The 19,793-nt window shown below is 27.4% G+C and carries 17 protein-coding genes; 8 read left to right on the top strand and 9 right to left on the bottom strand.

All coding sequences use genetic code 11. The features are described 5' to 3' along the window. Positions 1-6: 6 nt before the first annotated feature. Positions 7-747 (top strand): hypothetical protein, encoded by a 741-nt coding sequence (locus CLV39_RS03790; RefSeq protein WP_121922910.1) that lies wholly within the window; start codon positions 7-9, stop codon positions 745-747. Beyond that, positions 737-3,604 carry a DUF2309 domain-containing protein gene (locus CLV39_RS03785; RefSeq protein WP_121922909.1) on the top strand — a complete coding sequence of 956 codons (2,868 nt, stop codon included), beginning with the start codon at positions 737-739 and terminating at the stop codon, positions 3,602-3,604. Before CLV39_RS03790 ends, CLV39_RS03785 begins: the two co-directional genes overlap by 11 nt. A gap of 8 nt (positions 3,605-3,612) precedes the next feature. On the opposite strand, the gene CLV39_RS03780 is transcribed toward CLV39_RS03785, so the two are convergent. The 4 genes from CLV39_RS03780 to era form a co-directional block, all read right to left on the bottom strand. Beyond that, a complete protein-coding gene (locus tag CLV39_RS03780) occupies positions 3,613-4,542 on the bottom strand; it encodes a CobW family GTP-binding protein (protein ID WP_121922908.1) in 930 nt (309 codons plus the stop codon). Positions 4,543-4,888: 346 nt separating this feature from the next. Further along, positions 4,889-5,623 (bottom strand): ABC transporter permease, encoded by a 735-nt coding sequence (locus tag CLV39_RS03775; RefSeq protein WP_121922907.1) that lies wholly within the window; start codon positions 5,621-5,623, stop codon positions 4,889-4,891. A gap of 33 nt (positions 5,624-5,656) precedes the next feature. Beyond that, positions 5,657-7,966: a 5-methyltetrahydropteroyltriglutamate--homocysteine S-methyltransferase gene (gene metE / locus CLV39_RS03770; RefSeq protein ID WP_121922906.1), complete on the bottom strand. Its 2,310-nt coding sequence runs from the start codon at positions 7,964-7,966 to the stop codon at positions 5,657-5,659. A gap of 68 nt (positions 7,967-8,034) precedes the next feature. Continuing rightward, complete coding sequence (era, locus tag CLV39_RS03765) at positions 8,035-8,952, bottom strand: GTPase Era (protein ID WP_121922905.1); 918 nt, start codon at positions 8,950-8,952, stop codon at positions 8,035-8,037. Between the two features lie 71 nt (positions 8,953-9,023). Here era and CLV39_RS03760 point away from each other — a divergent pair, with 71 nt between their 5' ends. From CLV39_RS03760 to CLV39_RS03750, 3 genes are read left to right on the top strand one after another with little or no spacing between them, the layout of a single operon-like run. Continuing rightward, positions 9,024-10,367: a glutamate-5-semialdehyde dehydrogenase gene (locus tag CLV39_RS03760; protein WP_121922904.1), complete on the top strand. Its 1,344-nt coding sequence runs from the start codon at positions 9,024-9,026 to the stop codon at positions 10,365-10,367. Between the two features lie 9 nt (positions 10,368-10,376). Continuing rightward, on the top strand, positions 10,377-11,168 hold the full coding sequence (panB, locus tag CLV39_RS03755; protein WP_121922903.1) for a 3-methyl-2-oxobutanoate hydroxymethyltransferase: 792 nt from the start codon (positions 10,377-10,379) through the stop codon (positions 11,166-11,168). After that, entirely contained in the window at positions 11,131-11,757 is a 627-nt protein-coding gene (locus tag CLV39_RS03750; RefSeq protein WP_121922902.1) for an L-threonylcarbamoyladenylate synthase, read from the top strand. Before panB ends, CLV39_RS03750 begins: the two co-directional genes overlap by 38 nt. Here CLV39_RS03750 and CLV39_RS03745 read toward each other — a convergent pair. Continuing rightward, complete coding sequence (locus CLV39_RS03745) at positions 11,735-12,688, bottom strand: hypothetical protein (protein ID WP_147435394.1); 954 nt, start codon at positions 12,686-12,688, stop codon at positions 11,735-11,737. The genes CLV39_RS03750 and CLV39_RS03745 overlap by 23 nt on opposite strands. Positions 12,689-12,713: 25 nt before the next feature. Beyond that, positions 12,714-13,514: a thiazole synthase gene (locus CLV39_RS03740; protein ID WP_121922900.1), complete on the bottom strand. Its 801-nt coding sequence runs from the start codon at positions 13,512-13,514 to the stop codon at positions 12,714-12,716. Positions 13,515-13,763: 249 nt separating this feature from the next. Here CLV39_RS03740 and CLV39_RS03735 point away from each other — a divergent pair, with 249 nt between their 5' ends. The 3 genes from CLV39_RS03735 (at position 13,764) to CLV39_RS03725 (ending at position 16,433) form a co-directional block, all read left to right on the top strand. Beyond that, positions 13,764-14,852, top strand: coding sequence for an outer membrane beta-barrel protein (locus CLV39_RS03735; RefSeq protein ID WP_121922899.1), 1,089 nt, complete (start codon positions 13,764-13,766; stop codon positions 14,850-14,852). Positions 14,853-14,961: 109 nt separating this feature from the next. Then, positions 14,962-15,888: a tRNA nucleotidyltransferase/poly(A) polymerase family protein gene (locus tag CLV39_RS03730; RefSeq protein WP_121922898.1), complete on the top strand. Its 927-nt coding sequence runs from the start codon at positions 14,962-14,964 to the stop codon at positions 15,886-15,888. 146 nt (positions 15,889-16,034) lie between these two features. Next, positions 16,035-16,433, top strand: a complete 399-nt coding sequence (locus CLV39_RS03725; protein WP_121922897.1) for an HD domain-containing protein — start codon at positions 16,035-16,037, stop codon at positions 16,431-16,433. On the opposite strand, the gene mnmA is transcribed toward CLV39_RS03725, so the two are convergent. Genes mnmA through CLV39_RS03710 form a run of 3 tightly spaced genes read right to left on the bottom strand, consistent with a single transcriptional unit; the run spans position 16,410 to position 19,772 of the window. Then, positions 16,410-17,468, bottom strand: coding sequence for a tRNA 2-thiouridine(34) synthase MnmA (gene mnmA / locus CLV39_RS03720; RefSeq protein ID WP_121922896.1), 1,059 nt, complete (start codon positions 17,466-17,468; stop codon positions 16,410-16,412). The genes CLV39_RS03725 and mnmA overlap by 24 nt on opposite strands. Further along, on the bottom strand, positions 17,468-18,694 hold the full coding sequence (locus CLV39_RS03715) for a type II secretion system F family protein (protein ID WP_121922895.1): 1,227 nt from the start codon (positions 18,692-18,694) through the stop codon (positions 17,468-17,470). The genes mnmA and CLV39_RS03715 overlap by 1 nt, the downstream gene beginning before the upstream one ends. Positions 18,695-18,698: 4 nt before the next feature. Next, on the bottom strand, positions 18,699-19,772 hold the full coding sequence (locus CLV39_RS03710; RefSeq protein WP_121922894.1) for a type IV pilus twitching motility protein PilT: 1,074 nt from the start codon (positions 19,770-19,772) through the stop codon (positions 18,699-18,701). Between the last annotated feature and the right edge of the window lie 21 nt (positions 19,773-19,793).

Genomic DNA, 19,793 nt, shown 5'->3' with positions numbered 1-19,793 from the left:
AGGTTTATGGAATTACTAATTTTTATTTTAGTTGGAGGAATACCTTATTATTTTTTATTTGAAATTTTAGACAAAAAAAATAAAAATTTATCTAAGTACTTTCCTTTATTTTCTAATTTATTGATTATAGGTCTTCTACTAAGATTTATTTATCAAGTAGATTTTTCTTATGCTTTTATTATTATTTCTTTAATATCTACATTGATAACAGCTTATAAAGCTATAAAAACTTCAAACTTATATAAACTTGCTTATTATTTTCTATTTTTAAATAGTAGTATTTTTTTATTAATTGATATTAAGTATTCTATTTATTATGCAGTGGCTTTAATTATAACTTGTGTAGGATTATATTTTGTAGGAAATTATTATAAAAATAACTATGGAAGTGCAAACTTTAGTGGAATCTCTGGACTTGCTCTTGAATCGCCTATCATTGGTTTTGTCTTAAGAATTTATCTAATATCCTTAGCTTTATATCCACCATTTCCTAATGCAGTATTTTTGTTTAATAGTTTTATAAAAAATGAAACCTCTTATATCTGGTATATAGTTTTTGGCATTGTGTTTTTTACTAATTTCTTAATTGCTATGAGGGTATTAACAAATACTGTTTTTGGAAAACCAAATAAATATATATTCTATAAGGATATACTTGGAAGCGAAAAATTTATTCATTTTTTTATTATTTTTCTTCTTACAATATGGGGTATTAATGGTATTATGGAGGTTTTAAATGGTAAATAAAAATATTGATAATATAAAATCAATTATTCCTCAATACTGGCCAATAAAAAACTTTATTCATCACAATCCATTAAAAGGCTTTGAAAAACAACATTTTAAAAATGCGGTAAACAAAGCAAAAGAGATTTTTGAAGGAAATGTATATATGGAACCTGAGTATTATGTAAATCTTTATATGGATGGAACTATTAGGGAAGATATTTTTGAAGAAAATCTTCTTAAAGTATTAGAGGAAAACAATTATAAAAAATATTTTTATGAAGCAAAGAAATTTTTAATAGAGATAAGTCCAAACTGGAATAAATATAAATTTGAAAAAATAAACAAATGTATTGATGAAGAAGAGTTAATAGAGTTTATAAAAACAGAAACAATTGAGAAAACTACAGAAGAAACTATTAAAAAGCTTATAAAAAATCTTACCTTATATGAAATATATGATGCTATATTTGATACAAACTTAAAAGATCAAATAGAAAAAGATATTATTGAATTTATAACTAGATTTTTAGATGAAGAACAAACTACTCTTTCAATGTATCAAAGAAATTTAGGAATGTTTAACGTTTTTAAGTATTATGAAGGAGAAAACATTCAAGAATCTGCAGAGGTTTTTATTGAAAAAATATTAGAAAATCTAAAAGTAGAAGATAAAGAAAATTATTTATTAATTCATCTTTTAAAACAAGTAGGTTGGGCAGGATTTATAAAATATAGATCTGAAGACAAAGATTATCCCTTTCAACAAGAATATCCTTCTTCTATAGAAGATTATCTAGCTATTAGGCTTTTTTATGAGCATAAATATATTAGCAAACAAAAAATATCAGATTTTAAAAAGCTAAATGATTTTATAAATCAAAATCAAAATTATGTAATTCTAAAACTTTTAAAATATAAAGGTAAATTACTACCTAAATTTGTAGATTTAATGGAAACAGCTTCTTCAGAAGGTGAATTTAAAGAAATTTTGAGAATATATAAAGAAGAAGAAATTAATATAATTAAAAACCAAATTTTAAATATAAGAAAGGAAATAACAACCTTTGATAAAGATATTGTAGAATTTGCGAAATTTATATATACTCTAAAAAATGAAGAAGGATATTTATGGCTAAAATCCTTAGAAGATAGTTATATAAATAAATATTTAAGTGAGTTTTTAAGCTCTAATCCTTCTATGGAAAAATCCTATTTGGCAGCAGCTGTTTTTTGTATAGATGTGAGATCTGAATCTATAAGAAGATATTTAGAGAAAATAGGGCCTTATTTTACATATGGAGTAGCAGGCTTTTTCGGTGTACCTATTACATTCATTGAATTAGATAAAGGTCATGAGCAGTTTTTATGTCCAGCTATAATAAAACCTAAAAATACTGTTTTTGAACTTCCAAAGGAAGGATATAAAGAATATAAATCTAGGAAGAAAATGTTTTCAATCTTAAAGAATGTTTTAAATGATTTAAAAAACAATCCCTATACTCCATTTATTATGGTAGAAGCAGTAGGATGGCTTTTTGGTATAAATCTTTTTGGAAAAACTTTATTCCCAAGACAGATAGATAAATTTTTCTCTAAATTTAGGCCTAAAAAACCAAAAACTATATATACTATAAATAAATTAACAGATGATGAAGTAGAAGAATTCGCTAAAAAAGTTCATTTTAAAATTATAGAAGAGTTTTTAACTGAAAAGTTAAAAAGAAATATATCTTTATCTGAAGTTGAAAAAGTATGGGAATATCTAGTTTTAAATAAAAGTTTAGATTTAAATATCCCTGAAGAATTTCTTGAAATTTTAAAAACCAAATATTCAGTAAACAAAGAAAATTATGAAATGCAAAAAGAAAAATTAAGACAAGTAGGATTTACTTTAGAAGAGAAAGTATCTTATGTTAAAAATTTCCTTCAGCTTATAGGATTAACACAAAATTTCCCAAAATTTGTATTTGTGTTTGGTCATGGAAGTAAATCAGATAATAATCCTTTTGAGTCAGCTTTAGACTGTGGTGCTTGTGGTGGTGGAGTTGGTCTTCCAAATGCAAGAGTAATATCTATGATGGCTAATGATAAAGAGGTAAGAAAAAAGCTACTTGAAGAAGGTATAAATATTCCTGAATATGTAAAGTTTATACCAAGTCTTCATAATACAACAACAGATGAGTTATTTTTAGAAAATTTAGATATTCTTAATGATGAAGAATTAAAGTTGATAGAAAAAATAAAATCTGATTTTGAGAAAGCATCTTCTAAATCTAGGCTTGAAAGAGCTAAATTTTTACCTTATACAGAAACAGAAGAAGATATATTTACAAAATCTTGTGATTGGTCTGAACCAAGACCAGAATGGGGATTATCTAAGAATAATGCTTTTTTTATAGGTAAAAGAGAAAGTACTAAAAATTTCCCTATGTTTAATAGAGTATTTTTACATTCTTATAACTGGGAAGAAGATGAAGATGGAAATGTTTTAACTACTATTTTTTCAGGCCCATTAGTTGTTGGAGAATGGATAAATATGGAGCATTATTTTTCAACAACAGATAATGAAGTTTTTGGGGCAGGTTCAAAGGTTTATCATAATATAGTTAGTAAGGTAGGGGTATTTTTTGGCAATTTCAGTGATTTAAAAATTGGTCTTCCTGAACAAACTGTTAACCTTGCAGATCAACCATATCATGAGCCTATGAGATTGATAACTTTTGTAGAAGCCCCTATTGATATTGTAAATAAAGCTATGCAAAAATCAGCTTTATCAAATAATATAATAAAAAATGAATGGATTAGATTAGTTGTTTTAGATAGAAAAGATAATAAGATTTATAAATATGAAAACAACAACTTCATTGAAATTTAAAATTTAATCTAATTTAATTTAATTATATTTTTAGTTTCTAAATTAGAGCCTATGAAAACTAAGAAAGATTTTCCTTCGTAAGAAGGAAGCTCTGAAAATGAAAGATCTCCAAATGAGTAATTTACTACTAAAGGAGTTGGTACATCTTTGGCTTTAATAATGCCTTTTATCCTAAAAATATTATTTGGAATATTAGACAATATTTTATCAATATCCTCAAATGAAAAATTATCAGGTAGATATATAATTCTTTGAGAAAAGTTATGTTTAGATTGAAAAACTCCTGTTTCTACATTTTCTTGAGCTATTTTTATAATTTCATCTATTTTATAGATACCATCAAATATTTCCTTGGGTAATATTCCAAATTTTGTTTTGTATATAACATAATTTTTGAATATAACCTCTCCAGTTAAAATATTTTTTATATTATATTTTTCTTTAATTTCTCTTACTTCTTTTTCTAAACTTTCTAACTGTTTTTCCTCTATTAAATCAATTTTATTTAAAACAATTATATTTGAACCACCTATTTGATATTTAGCAGTAGCATCATCTTTATAAGAATTAAAATTCTTCGCATCTATGACACATATAATACCTTCAACTGATATCCCAAGATTTTGTAAAGAAAGGAATATTGGAAAAGGTTCTGAAGTTCCAGAGGTTTCTATAAAAATTATTTCAGGATTATAATCTTTAATAATTTCTTTTACTCCTTTTTCAAATTCTGCAGATAGTTTACAACAAATACATCCTTCAGATATTTCTAAAACTTCGCTATATACATTTTTTAATATTTGTCCATCAACACCAACTTCTCCAAATTCATTAACAACTATTGCAATTTTTTTATCTTTAAAATATTTCTTTATATTATTTATAAGTAAAGTTGTTTTTCCTGTACCTAAAAAACCTGTTATTATAAAAGAATGCATAGTTTTTTATTATTCTCCTTTATACTCAGCAGAGTCATTTTTTATCCCAATAATATTATATAAAAGGGGGATTGCTAAAGCTACCCCTGATAGAATCAAGATACACCAATTTATAATATTTTTATAATTTCTCACTTAGGTATATAAAAGATTAAATAAATTATAAAAACTAATATTAATAGATTAGCAATAAAGAATCTCAAACAAAACTGAAAAGTGTAAAAGTATTAAAAACTGTCTGGAAAAAATATTTCATTAAAAACTATTACAATAATACTTTCAGCTCTTGAAATTTACGCAGAAATAAAAATTTTGATAACTATCAAAGAAAATAAAAGTATCTAAATTAGCTAAAAACTGAAACAAATATCTTTCTGTATCCAATATTTATAGTTATAACAGCTGTAAATAAAGCGACTGCAACCATCATATACATTATTGCAAGCTGATAAGAAACTGCTTTTAAAGGCTCTGCACCTGCAAGAAGCATTCCTGTTGTAATTCCCGGAATATGGATTATTCCAACTGTTTGAAGATTATTTAAAGTTGGTATTAAAGCAGCTTTTACTGAAGCTTTTTTCATCTCATATAAAGCATTTTTTAATGTTGCACCAATAGCAATAAAATTTTCAATTAAGTCTATATTATTTTTTATTTCACCTTTTAATCTATCTACTGTTAAACTATAAACATTTAAAGAGTTTCCTATTACCATTCCACCAACAGGAATAAGCTCATTAGGTTTAAAAGATATAATTTGTAATACTAACAAAGAAGCTATAACTAAAGATGATGAAAAAAATATAGATAAAAAAGCTACTAAAAATCCTTTTTCTTTTAGATTTACTCTATTTTGAGCAGTATAACTTGCAAATAAAATCATTAAAAAAAGTATAAAAATAAGTTCAATTGGATGTTTTAGTTTAAAAATATAAACAAGAGCATATCCAAGGATTAATAATTGAATAAATGCCCTTAAAGAATTTATAAGTATAGTTTTCTCTATTCCTAATTTTTCTCTGTAAGAATAATAAAGAGCTATTAAAATGAGAACATACGAAACTAAGAATTTATATTCCATATGCTTTATAAAAATAGGGGAAAGAATCCCCTATTACCAATCATATTTTTCACCGTATTTTTCTCTTAATATCTTTGCAACCTGAACCATATTTTTTAGAGCTGGTATTGTTTCTTCCCAACCTCTTGTTTTTAAACCACAATCTGGATTTATCCAAATGAGATTTTTATCTATTACTTGGACAGTTCTTTCTGCTATTTCTAACATCTCTTCAACAGGTGGCACTCTTGGAGAATGAATATCGTAAACTCCAACTCCAATTCCATGATCATAATTGAATTTTTCAAATGCCTCTATTATTTCACCTTTTGATCTTGATGCCTCTATTGAAATTACATCAGAATCCATTGCATAAATCCATTCTATAATCTCATTAAATTCTGAATAACACATATGAGTATGGATTTGAGTTGTTTCTGCAACTGTATTGTTTGTAAGTCTAAATGCTTTAACAGCCCAATTTAAATATTCTTCTTGTTTTCTTTTCTTTAAAGGAAGTCCTTCTCTAAATGCAGGCTCATCAATCTGGATTACTTTTATTCCAGCTTTTTCTAAATCTAAAACTTCATCTCTTAAAGCTATTGCTATCTGATATGCAATATCTTTCTTAGGTATATCTTTTCTGTAAAAAGACCAGTTTAATATAGTTACAGGCCCTGTTAACATACCTTTTACTGGCTTTTCTGTAAGACTTTGAGCATAAACTATCTCTTTTATAGTCATTGGCTCTGGTCTTGATACATCTCCATATATAATTGGGGGTCTTACACATCTTGTACCATAAGACTGAACCCACCCATTTTTAGTAAATGCAAATCCATCCATTTTTTGTCCGAAAAACTCAACCATATCTGTTCTTTCAAACTCTCCATGAACAAATACATCAAGTTCAAGCTCTTCTTGTATTTCTATAGCTTTTTTAATCTGCTCTTTTATAAAGTTTTCATATTCTTCTGCAGATATTTCACCTTTTCTAAATTTAGCTCTCATCTGACGAACTTCTTTTGTTTGAGGAAAACTTCCAATTGTAGTAGTAGGAAATCTTGGAAGGCCTAAAAGTTCTATCTGTTTTTTATATCTTTCTTTGAAATCATGAGGTCTTTTAATCTCATGATTGTCTATGTCCTCTATAGCCTTTTGAACTTCTTCATTTTTAAACTTATCTCTAAATTCTTGGAGAGTTTGAGAAGGTATTTCTTTTCCTTTATTTATTATCTGTTTTAAAGTTTTTATTTCTTCAAGTCTTTCATCTGCAAAAGATAGAAGCTCTAATAAATCTTCATTTAAATGTCCTTTTTCTGACTCAAGAGAAACAGGTAAATGGAATAAAGGCGCAGCATTAGATAAAATAATTCTATCTTCAGAAACATATTTTTTAATTTCTTCAATAAGATTTAAAACTTGTTTATAATCTGTTTTCCAAGGATCTCTTCCTGATATTACTCCAGCTTGAAGTTTTTTATCTTCAGGGAATCCATATTTCTTTAAATTCTCAAGATTTTCATTATTTACAACAAAATCAAGTCCAATACCAGAAACTGGAAGCTCTTTTGTTATTTTTTCAAAATGATCTAAGCTTTCATAATAAGTATGAACAAAAATCTCTATATCTGTAATTCCTTCTGTAATTATTCTGTAAGCATCAATAAGAGCATTTATTTTATCTTCATCTAAATCTAAAACAAGAGCAGGCTCATCAAATTGAACAGCTTTAACACCTTCTTCTTGAAGCTCTCTTAACATCTGGTTATAAACAGATGCAAGCTCAAATAAAAGTGGCTTAAATTTTTCACTTTCTTCAGCTTTTACCATTTTCATTAAAAGAGAGCCTTCTTGTCTTTCATAAACCTTGGAAAGCATTAAATATGTAAAAGCTCCAACTAAAACAGGTTTTGTTTCAACTCCAAGTTTTTCTTTTGCCCATTTATATGAATCTAAAGGTCTATTTTTTACAAGTTTAAAAGCTCCTTCTATTTCAGGTACTATGTAATGGTAGTTAGTATCAAACCATTTTGTCATTTCACAAGCAATAGCATCTTTTGTTCCTCTAGCCATTGCAAAATATCTATCAAGTCCATCTTCTATATTTCTAAATCTTTTTGGGATCATATCTACCATAGTAGATACATCTAAAACAAAATCATATAAAGAAAAATCATTTGATGGGATATAGTCTAAATCTGCATTTATTACCCTTTTCATTCTATCAATATCAACTTCTTCTACTTTTTTTAGCATCTCTTCTTTAGATATTTCACCTTTCCAGTAGCTTTCAATAGCTTTCTTTAATTCTCTATTTGGGCCAATTTTTGGATAACCAAAGATTGTAGTCTTAACTGCCATAAAATTCCTCCTAAAAATTTTCCTTAATATTTTATTTTCACATATTATAATTTTTAGTGCAAATTAAGTTAAGATATATATTGGTATCCTAAGGTTTTTAATAAAGTTAGGTCTTCTTTCCATTCAGGTTTAACTTTTACCCAAAGATTGAGATATATCTTTTTCTTCAGTAAAAACTCAAGTTCTTCCCTTGCAAGTTTTCCTATTTTTTTAAGAGTTTGGCCATTCTTACCTATTACTATTTTTTTATGATTTTCTCTTTCTACATAAAGAACTGCATCTATTATTAATAGATTTTTATTTTTTTCTCCTTCTTTAATACTTTCAACTTCTACTGCTATTGAGTATGGAAGTTCTTTTTTTAATAGATTGAATGCTTTTTCTCTAATTATTTCTGCAATATAAAATTTTAAAGGTAAGTCTGTTATCTGATCTTCTGGAAATAATGGAGGAGATTCAGGTAAATATTTTTTTAAAACTTCTATATATCTATCTAAATTTGTGCCTTTTAAAGCTGAAATTGGAATAATTTCTTTAAACTCATATTTTTGTGATACTTCTTCAATTAAAGGAAGTAAAACATCTTTTGGCTTAACTTTATCTACTTTATTTATAAGTAAAATAGTTGGTTTGTTTAATTTTTCTAAATAGTTTTCTACTAATTGATCATCTTCTTTTGTCCAGCCTTTTACTCCATCTATTACCATAGTGATAATATCTGCTTCTTCCATTGAAGAAACTGCAGAATCAACAACTGTTTTTGTTAATATATCTTTACCTTTTTGAATTCCAGGAGTATCTAAAAATATTATTTGAGCATCTTTATCATTGTAAACACCTACGATTCTTAATCTTGTAGTTTGGGGCTTTGGACTTACTATAGAAAGTTTAGTTTTTAATATATTATTTAAAAGGGTTGATTTTCCAACATTTGGCTTTCCTACTAATGCAACAAACCCTGCTTTAAAATTTTCATTTTTTTCCATTCTTTTAACCTACCTCATAATTTTTAGCTTAATACTATAATATATATTAAATATACCCAGGAGGTAGTGCAATGAATCCTAAGGATTATGCAATAGAAATAGCTAAAAAAGTAGATAAAGTAAAAAGAAAGCTTTTTTCCATAGACACAGATACAAAAAATAAACTTTTAAAAAGAGCAGCTGAGCTTATTTTAGAAAGGAAAGAAGAACTTCAAAAGGAAAATCAGAAAGATTTAGAAAAAGCAGAAAAAAAAGGATATTCAAAAGCTTTACTTGATAGACTTGCTTTAAATGAGAAAAGAATAAATGGAATGGTGCAGGTTTTAAATGATGTTATAGCTTTACCTGATCCTGTTGGTGAAGTAATTTCAATGTGGACAAGGCCAAATGGTTTAAAAGTTGGACAGATGAGAGTGCCTCTTGGAAGTATTTTAATAGTTTATGAAGCAAGACCAAATGTTACTATAGAAGCAGCATCTTTATGTATAAAATCTTCAAATGCAGTAATTTTAAAAGGTGGAAGTGAAACAATAAACTCAAATAGAGTACTTGTTGATATATTAAAACAAGCAGCAAGAGAAGTAGGTTATCCTGAAGATGCTATTGCTTTTGTTGATAGCACAGATAGGCAAGTAGTTAATGAACTTTTACAACTTGACCAATATATAGATGTTGTTATACCAAGAGGTGGAGAAGGACTTATTAGAGCAGTTGCAGAAAATTCTAAAATACCTGTAATAAAACATTATAAAGGTGTATGTAATCTTTACATTGACGATGAAGCAGATTTTGATAAAGCATTAAATATTGCATATAATGCAAAAGTTGAAAGACCTTCAGTTTGTAATGCTATAGAAAACTTAATTGTTCATAAAGATATAGCAGAAAAATTTCTACCTGAAATAGCATACTATTATGGTAAAGCAGGCGTTGAGATGAGATGTGATGAAAGAGCTTTACAGATTTTAAAAGATGATCCAAAAGCAAAAAATACAGAAATAAAACCTGCAACAGAAGAAGATTTTTATGAAGAGTTTTTAGATTTAATAATAGCAGTAAAAGTAGTTGATAGCCATGATGAAGCAATAGATTTTATCCATAAATATGGATCTTCTCATTCAGAAAGTATAATCACTGAAAACTATACAAAAGGAATGAAATTTATAAACAATGTAGATAGTGCAGCAGTTTATATAAATGCATCTACAAGATTTACAGATGGAAATGAGTTTGGACTTGGTGCAGAAATGGGAATATCTACAGATAAAATCCATGCAAGAGGTCCAATGGGATTAAAAGAACTTACTATCCCTAAATTTATAATCTTTGGAAATGGACAGATAAGAAATAATGTTGGCATTCCTAAAGAAGAGGAAGAAATTAATATAAACAAAGAAGCATGTGAAAGAAAATAAGGAGAAATGATGAAAAATATAAATGATTTTTTTAAAGCAAAAAAAGAAAAGAAAAAAATAAGTATGATCTCTACTTATGAATACTGGTCTGCAAAAATATGTGAAGAAGCAGGAATTGATTGCATTTTAGTTGGTGATTCTGTTGGAATGGTAGATGCAGGTTATGATTCTACCCTTCCAGTTTCACTAAATGAAATGATTTATCATGCAAAAGCAGTTAGAAAAGGGGCTCCGAATACATTTATAGTAGTAGATATGCCTTTTTTAACCTATCAAGTTAGCAAAGAAGAAGCATTAAAAAATGCAGGAAAAATAATGAAAGAAACAGGAGCTAATGCAGTTAAAGTAGAAGGTGGAAGAGAGATAGCCCTTATAATACAAAAGTTAGTAAATGCAGGAATTCCTGTAATGGGACATTTAGGACTTACCCCTCAATCTGTTCATGCATTAGGAGGATATAAACTACAAGGGAAAACAGAAAAACAAAGAAGAAAAATAATAGAAGATGCTCAAATTTTACAAGAAGCAGGAGTTTTTTCTATAGTTCTTGAAGCAGTTCCTTCTGATTTAGCAAAAGAAATTACAGAAATTTTAGATATTGCGACCATAGGAATAGGTGCAGGCAAATATACAGATGGCCAAGTGCTTGTTTTACATGATATGCTTGGATTTTTTGATAAATCACCTAAATTTGTAAAAAGATATATAGAAAGTAGAAATTTATTTTTAAATGCTTTAAAAGAGTTTAAAGAAGATATAATAAATGGAAAATTCCCATCAGAAGAACATATTTACAAATAATTTAGAAGATATTATAAAAGCTTTAAAAAACGGAAAAGTTGTTGTTTTTCCTACAGATACTTTATATGGAATTTTAGCAGATGCTTTTAATAAAAAAGCAGTAGAAAGAGTTTACAAAATAAAAAAGAGGAAACCGGATAAACCATATATTATCTTAATTAAAGATATATCAGTTTTAAAAAAGTTTAATGTTTATTTATCTACGGAAGAAAAAAAGCTTTTACAAGCAAAAGGAATTACTGTTATTTTAAATCTAAAAAATCCTACGGAGTTTGAATATTTACATAGAGGATTAAATAGTTTAGCTTTTAGAATTCCAAAAGAAGGTGTTATAGTTAATTTATTAAATAAAATTCCTGCAGTAATTGCACCAAGTGCAAATCCTGAAAACTTACCACCTGCAAAAAATATTGAAGAAGCTTTTAAATATTTTAAAGAAAATATAGATTTATATTTTACAGGCGATAAACCTAAATCTGAAAAACCATCTACAATAGTAAAAATAGAAAATGGGAAACCAATTATATTAAGAGAAGGAAATATTTCTGAAAAAGAGATTAAAGATATTATTGAACATAAAAAGAATTAGTTATTATTACAGGTTCAAAAGAAAAATAAATATTTTTTAGATTAAAATCATATTTATAAACAATAAAAAAATAATATCCAGCAGTTTTAGGTTTTATTGAAAAAGAGCTATTATAATACTTATAAACTTTACCATTTTTATAAACTGCTATAATATAATTTCCTGTAGGTTTATAAACATAAATTATTGGATTATTTTCTAATTTTAATGGGCTTCCAAGAGTAAGTTCTTTCTTTCCTTCTACTGCATAAAAATCAAAATCTGGATTTTCATAAAAATAAGTGTAAGAACTTCCATTTTTAATACTTTCAGCAATTTCTATCTTTTTCTTAAAAAAACTTAATTTATCAAAATCTTTCTTAACATAAACAGCATTTTTTATAAGCTTTAATTGATATTTTAAGCTTGGATATTCAAAATTAGTTGTTTTTAAAGATATATAAGCATCAGATTTAGCAACAAAACACTGGCCTGTAATAGGGCTAAATTTTTTGAAAAATTGCAACTTATCAATAATTTCTGATTTTTTATAGAAAGCATACTCTTTATTAAATGGATAAAAAATATAATATTTAAATTTTTTAAAAAAACTTAAAATTCCTGAAGATTCCTCTTTTACAGAAAATATCTCTTTACAAGGTATATTTTTTACATATATAAATCTATTTTTATACTTTCCTTCAAAAAAAAGAGGATTTTTTTCTGTAAGGAATATATACTGATTTTTATTTAGATTATCTATTAAATCTTTTAAAGTTATTAAAGAATTTCCATCATATTCAGTTATTGGATGATATATAAGATCTATCTTCTTTAAAGTTTGTGGTTTTTCAATTTTATTGTTTTCAGAATATACTTTTTTTAAATAAGCAATAGGAAAAAATTTTTCTAAATAAAGGAAACAAATAAATAAAATTATAAAAAGGAGCAAAAAGCTCCTTATTTTAGATTTCATTTTATCTGCCTATAATTCCTTCAGTTGGAGAAGATGCAGAAGCATACATCTTTTTAGGAATTCTTCCTGCAAGATATGCAAGTCTTCCAGCTTTAACTGCATATTTCATTGCAACAGCCATTTTAATTGGATCTTTTGCTTGTGCTATAGCAGTATTCATTAAAACACCATCAACACCAAGTTCCATAACAATTGCTGCATCTGATGCTGTACCAATTCCTGCATCAACTATAACAGGAACATTTACTGCTTCTTTTATAAAGAGAATATTATATGGATTTTGAAGTCCAAGTCCTGAGCCAATAGGAGCAGCTAATGGCATTACTGCGGCACAACCAATATCTTCAAATCTTTTTGCCATTACTGGATCATCTGTAATATAAGGTAAAACTGTAAATCCTTCTTTAACTAAAATTTCAGCAGCTTTTAAAGTTTCTATCATATCAGGATATAATGTTTTTTGATCTCCTATAACCTCAAGCTTAACAAATCCATGTCCGAGAGCTTCTCTTGCAAGTTTAGCAGTTACAACTGCTTCTTCTGCAGTATAACAACCAGCAGTATTTGGAAGAATCATTACTTTAGAAGTATCTATATAGTCCAAAAGGTTAGGCTCATCAGGATTTGTAATATTAACTCTTCTTACTGCAACAGTTATCATTTCAGCTCCAGAAGCCTCTGTAGCTTTTGCAGTTTCTTCAAAATCTTTATACTTACCTGAGCCAACTATAAGCCTTGATTTAAAGGTTTTATCTCCAATCTTTAAAACATCATTTTCTAAGAGTTTTTCTTCATTAAACATTTAATTCCTCCAAAAACAAATTTATGTTTTAATTATATCAAATCTAAAATATATTAATTTTTTTGTAAATTTGCAAAAAAACAAAAGATTTAGCTGATAAAGGCTTATCTTATAAAAGTCTCTTTTGGTATAAAGTTTGCATAAAAATATACGAATTAAGAAATATGGTAAGTAAATACTTGACAACTTAATATAAAATAGAATATCTTAATAATAGAAAAAACTATATTTTAATGGAGGTTTAGTAACATGAAAAAAGTATTAGGTTTAGCAGCAGCAGGATTAGTTGCAGCAGGAGCTGCAAATGCAGGAACTTTAACTGTAGCAAATACAGATATTACACTTTATGGTGGAGTTTCTGCAAGTTATGATTACATGGATAATGATCATGTAGCAGCACAGAATAATGTAGCAGGAAATCAAGATAATTTCCATGTTACAACTTTTGCTATTGGTTTAATGAAAAAAGCAGATCCTAACAAAAGCCCAATAGGATTTAATGCAGCGTTTGCAAGCTTTGATATTCCAACTGTAATTGCATCTGGAAAAGTTGTAAATGATAACAATTTAATAAAGTATGGTCAAACTTCTGAATTCAAACCTTGGCTTGCTTATGCAACAATAGCTCCTATTGAAGGGCTTTCTATTGATGCAGGTCTTTTATGGAACAAATTTGGAGAAGCTCCTTTAACTATCTTAAATAAAAACTATACAAGAGGTATCTTATTTACTGGTCATCCTGTTCTTTATCCAGGTGCAAGAGTTAATTATGATGCAGGTATTGCTAAAGTTTATGTTGGATATAATCAAGGTGGTGGTTTAAGACAGGGTAATGTAAAAGATGCAGTAGAAGCCGGTGTAATGGCAGATCTTGGAGTAGCAAAAGTTGGACTACATATGTACGATGAGTCAGCAGGTAGAAATCTTTATGTAGCATGTGCAAAAGCTGATGCAGGTGTTGCTAAAGTTGGAGTAGAAATAGATTATACTACTTTAGATGATAATGCTAAAACACCTGGTGCTGATGATTCAGCATTAGGAATAGCTTTAAATGTTGATCCTGTAATTAATGAGCAAGTTTCTGTACCTGTAAGAATTGAATATGTAAATAATGGAGATTCAGCTCCAGGAGATATATCAGGAAGTGGAATTTACCTAACAGGTGAAAAAAGTGCTTGGTCATTTACAATAACTCCTACTTATAAACCAACTAAAAACACATTTGCAAGAGTAGAAGCGGCTTATGTTACTACAGATAAAAAAGTATTTGTAAATGATAAAGGAAATGGTAAAGATTCAAGAACTGTATTAGCATTTGAAGCTGGATTCTTATTCTAATTAAAAATATCTAACTGAAACTTACCAAGCCTCCCGTTAAAACGGGAGGCTTTTTTATTTTATGAGATATATCTTTGATTTTTAATTTAAATTCATTGATAATAATCTTATGTTTGGAATAGAAAAACTTCTTGAAAAGATTTTAAATAGGCAAAATACTCCAAAAGAAAAAAGAGAAGAGTTTAATATAAAAACAAAGTATGTTCATGGCCTTTTGTTTTATAACTCTTATTTTGATAAACTTGCAGGAGCTTTATCAAGAGATACAGTTGCTTTTATAGTTGGTGGATGGATTAGAGATAGACTTTTAAACAGGCCTGTTGGTAAAAAAATAGATATAGATTTTGTAGTTACTACTGATCCTTTTGAAATTGTTAAAAATTTTCAAAAAGTAGTTGGTGGAGATATTTTTAAGTTTGAAAAAGAAACAAAAGTTGCATCTATCATATTTTTTGAAGGAGATATTAAATACAGATTTGACTTTTCATATATGGATATATCAGATATTTTAAATTCTGATTTAAATTTTAATGAAAAAGAATTAAAAATAGTAGATAGATTAAATGAAAATCTATTAAGTAGAGATTTTACAATAAATGCAATGGCTATAGTATTTGATGATGCATTAGGACTTGGAGCATCTCAAACTGTTTTGTTTGATCCTTCAGGTGGATTAGAAGATTTACAAGCTGGGATAATAAAACCTATTTCTTATGAAAATATTGAAAAAGATCCAGTAAGAATTATTAGAGGATATAGAATAGCCCAAGAAATAGATTTTGATATAGACAAAGATTTTGAAAAATGGGTAAAAGAAAATAAATCTATTTTAAAAAATGCACCAATAGAAAGATTAAGAGATGAGATTTTAAAAATATTTGATAAAGAAAAAAGTTATGAAACCCTTGACAAACTTTTAGATAAACATATTTTACAAGAAATTGTACCTGAGATTAATGAAGTTTTAAATGAAAAAGAATCAATAGAAGTTCTTAAAAATTTAGAAAATTATTTAAAAAAAAAGAAAGTTTTATAAATAAAAATCTTTTAAAAAATTTTGGTAAAAAAATATTTCTTTCAGATTTTACAGATGAAACTTTTTTAAAGGTTTCTGCTTTTTTTATTAATTATACAGATTTTAAAATAATTGGAAAGCAGTTATCACTTGGTAAAAAAGCCACTATGTTTTGTAATAATTTAATTAAAGGCTTTCAATCTCTTGAAAAACTATTTATAAACAGAGAAAATTTAAAAAAAGAAAAGCTAAACCTTTGGTTATACGAAAACAAAGATAGACTGACTCATACATTTTTAATTTTAATTTCTAAAATCAATAAAAAAGAAGCTGTAGATTTTATTAAGCAGATTCAAGATTACTATTTTAATATTTATCAAAAGCAGATAAGAGAAGAACCTTTTTTGTCAGGTAAAGAAATAATAGAAATTTTTAATTTAAAGCCTTCTCCCTTAGTTGGAAAGCTAAAAGATAGTTTATTAAAAGCACAGATTAAAGGAAAAATAAAAACAAAAAGGCAAGCTGTAGAATATATAAAGTCTTTACTTGATAATTCCACCACCTAAAAGAATATCATCTTTATAAACTGCTAAAATCTGTCCAGAAGCAAATTTTATCTGTGGTTGTTTAAATTTTACTTTCAAAACACCATCTTTATATGAAAAATCTTCAACATCTACTGGCTTTTGTCTATATCTTCCTTGAACTTTTAAATTTCCTTGCCATTTTTCTATTGGTAAATGGAAATTAAAATTTATTGTCTCAACAAAATCAGTTAAAAGCTCTTTATTTTCACCAACAATTAAAATATTTTTTTCAGGGATTTTATCTAAAACATAAAGAGGCTCATTCCATCTTATTCCAAGGCCTCTTCTTTGTCCTATTGTGTAATAGGCAATGCCTTTATGTTTTCCAAGTTTTTTTCCTGAAATATGGTAAATATCTCCTTCTTCTAGCTCAAAACTTTTAGTTTCTTGTATATATTCTGCTGGTGTTTTACCGGCTGTAAAACATATCTCAAAGCTATCTTTTTTCTTTGATACTGGAAGTTTATATTTTCCTGCTATTTCTCTTGTTTTTTCCTTAGTTAAATTTCCAAGAGGAAAAATAAGCCCATTTATAACCTCTTTTTCTACAAGAGCCATAAAGTAAGACTGATCTTTATTTTTATCTATACCTCTTTTTATAAGCTTTTGACCTTCTATCTCTACAGTGTTTATATAATGTCCTGTAGCTAAATAGTCTATTCCTAAAACTGCTTTTACATATTTATATAATCTGCCTGTTTTTATCTCTCTATTACATATACTACAAGGATTTGGTGTTTTTCCTTCTTTTAAATCATTTATAAAGTAATCAATTACTTTATCTTTAAAATCTTTTTCCCAGTCTATTGTAAAATGCTGAATACCTAAATAAGAAGCTACTTTTTTTGCATCTTTTACATCTTGAGGAGAACAGCATACTTGTATATCTTCACAAGCTTGGATAGAAGAAAGCTTTAAAGTAATACCTATTACCTCATATCCTTGCTCCTTAAGGAGTAGAGCAGCTACAGAGCTGTCTACTCCACCACTCATTCCAACAGCTACTTTTTTCATTATTTAGATATAAGTTCTCCCATTTTGAATATAGGTAGGTAAAGAGCAACTATTATAAATCCTACTATACCACCTATAAAAACCATTAATAAAGGTTCTATAGTTGATAAAAGTCCTTCTACTGCTCTATCTACTTCATCTTCAAAGAACTCTGCGATGGTATCAAGCATTTCATCCATTCTACCTGTCTCTTCACCTACCTTTAACATAGAAATGAATATAGGAGGGAATATATTTTTATCAAGAGATGACCATAAAGGTTTACCTTTTTCAACTTCATCTTTTGCTTTTAAAATAGCATCTTCTATTATTACATTTCCTACAACCTTAGAAGCTATTTCTAAAGCTCTAATAATAGGAACACCACCTGCAACTAATGTAGCAAAAGTTCTTGCAAATTTAGCTATAGCTCCTTTTAAAAATATCTGGCCAAGTAATGGAAGTTTTAACATAATACGATGGTATATTTTTTTCCCAATAGGCGTTTTATAAAAATAAGAATTTATACCAAATAAAGCAAATATAAATATAATTATATAAAGAGCATTTGTTCTTAAATTATTACTAATATCTATTAAAATCTGAGTTAAAAATGGGAGGTTTGCACCCATTCCAGCATACATTTTTGCAAAAGTAGGAACTATAAAAGTTAAAATACCTATTACAATTAATGTTGCTATAATTAATACTGCAGCAGGATACCAAGAAGCACTTATTAACTTTCTTTTAATTGCTGCAATTTTTTCATAATATTGACTTGCCCTTTGTAAAATAATATCTAAATTCCCAGATTCTTCAGCAGAAGCAATAAGATTAACTAAAAAATTTGGAAAAACCGTAGGAAATTTTTCCATTGCTTTTGATAAAGAAGTCCCTGCTATTACATCTTCTTGAACTTTTAATAATGCTTCTTTTAAAGTTTTGTTTGTTGTTTGCTCAGCTATTATCTCTAAAGCAGTTGCAATACCAACACCTGCACTAATCATAGCTCCAAGCTGTCTTGTAAATAATGCAAGGTCTTTTTCTTTAACTTTTGGTTTAAATAAAGAGATTGATATTTCTATATTTTTCTTTTTTTCTGAAGGTATATTTATTTCCTGTATTTTTACTTCTTTAAACCCTTGAGAAATTAATTTTTCTTCAGCTTCTTTAATATTATTACCTTCAATAAATCCTTTTCTTAAAACACCATAATTATCTCGTGCAGTATATCTAAACTTAGCCAATTTCTTATATTCCTCTCATTTTCAATAGTCTTTCAAGTTCTTGAGGTTCTGGAGAAGCTTTAAATGCATCTTCAACAGAAATAAGTCCTTCTCGTAAAGCTTTTAATATAGATTGATTCATTGTTTGCATTCCTGATTCTGCTTGTCCCGATTGCATTAATCCATAAATTTGGTGAATTTTATTTTCTCTAATTAAGTTTCTTATAGCTGTATTTGGAATTAACACTTCATGTATTAATACTCTACCACCACCAATTCTTGGAAGTAATCTCTGAGAAATAATTCCTTGAATAACAAAACTTAATTCTGTTCTAATTTGATCTTGTTCATGTTCCGGAAATACATTTATTATACGGTTTATTGTTTGAACAGCTGTATTTGTATGAAGTGTACCAAAAACTAAATGACCAGTTTCTGCAGCTGTTAAAGCAGCTTTTATAGTTTCTAAATCTCTCATTTCTCCAACAAGTATTACATCTGGATCTTCACGAAGAGCATATTTTAGTGCTGTTGAAAAACCATATGTATCATTTCCAACTTCTCTTTGTGAAACTACCGACTTTTTATGTGGAAATAGATATTCAATAGGATCTTCTATTGTAATAATATGATAAGAGAAATGAGAATCTATATAATCAATCATAGATGCTAAAGTTGTAGTTTTACCAGAACCTGTTGGACCTGTTACCAAAACAAGCCCCATACTTTTATGGCAAAGTTCTTTCACTGATGGAATTAACCCAAGTTCTTCCATTGGTTTTATTTCATAAGGTAATCTTCTTAAAGCTGCAGCAACTGTTCCTCTTTGAGCATATACATTTACTCTAAATCTTCCTATGCCTTTTATACCAACAGAGAAATCAACTTCATGTTTTTCCTCAAAAGTTCTTCTTTGTTTTTCATTCATTATTGAGTATATTAACTCCTGTGTATCTTTTGGCATTAAAACTGGATATTGAGTAAGATAAACAATCTTTCCATCAACTCTTAATGCAGGTGGTGCTCCTGCTAATATATGAATATCTGAAGCATTAGCTTCTACAGACTCTTGGGCTATACTATCAATAGTTAAACTCATTTTATCTACCCTCTTTTTATA

This window comes from Hydrogenothermus marinus (assembly GCF_003688665.1).
GTDB classification, from domain to species: Bacteria; Aquificota; Aquificia; order Aquificales; family Hydrogenothermaceae; genus Hydrogenothermus; species Hydrogenothermus marinus.
The sequence above is the reverse complement of the archived record's forward strand: the minus strand, read 5'-3'. Positions and strand labels throughout refer to the sequence as shown.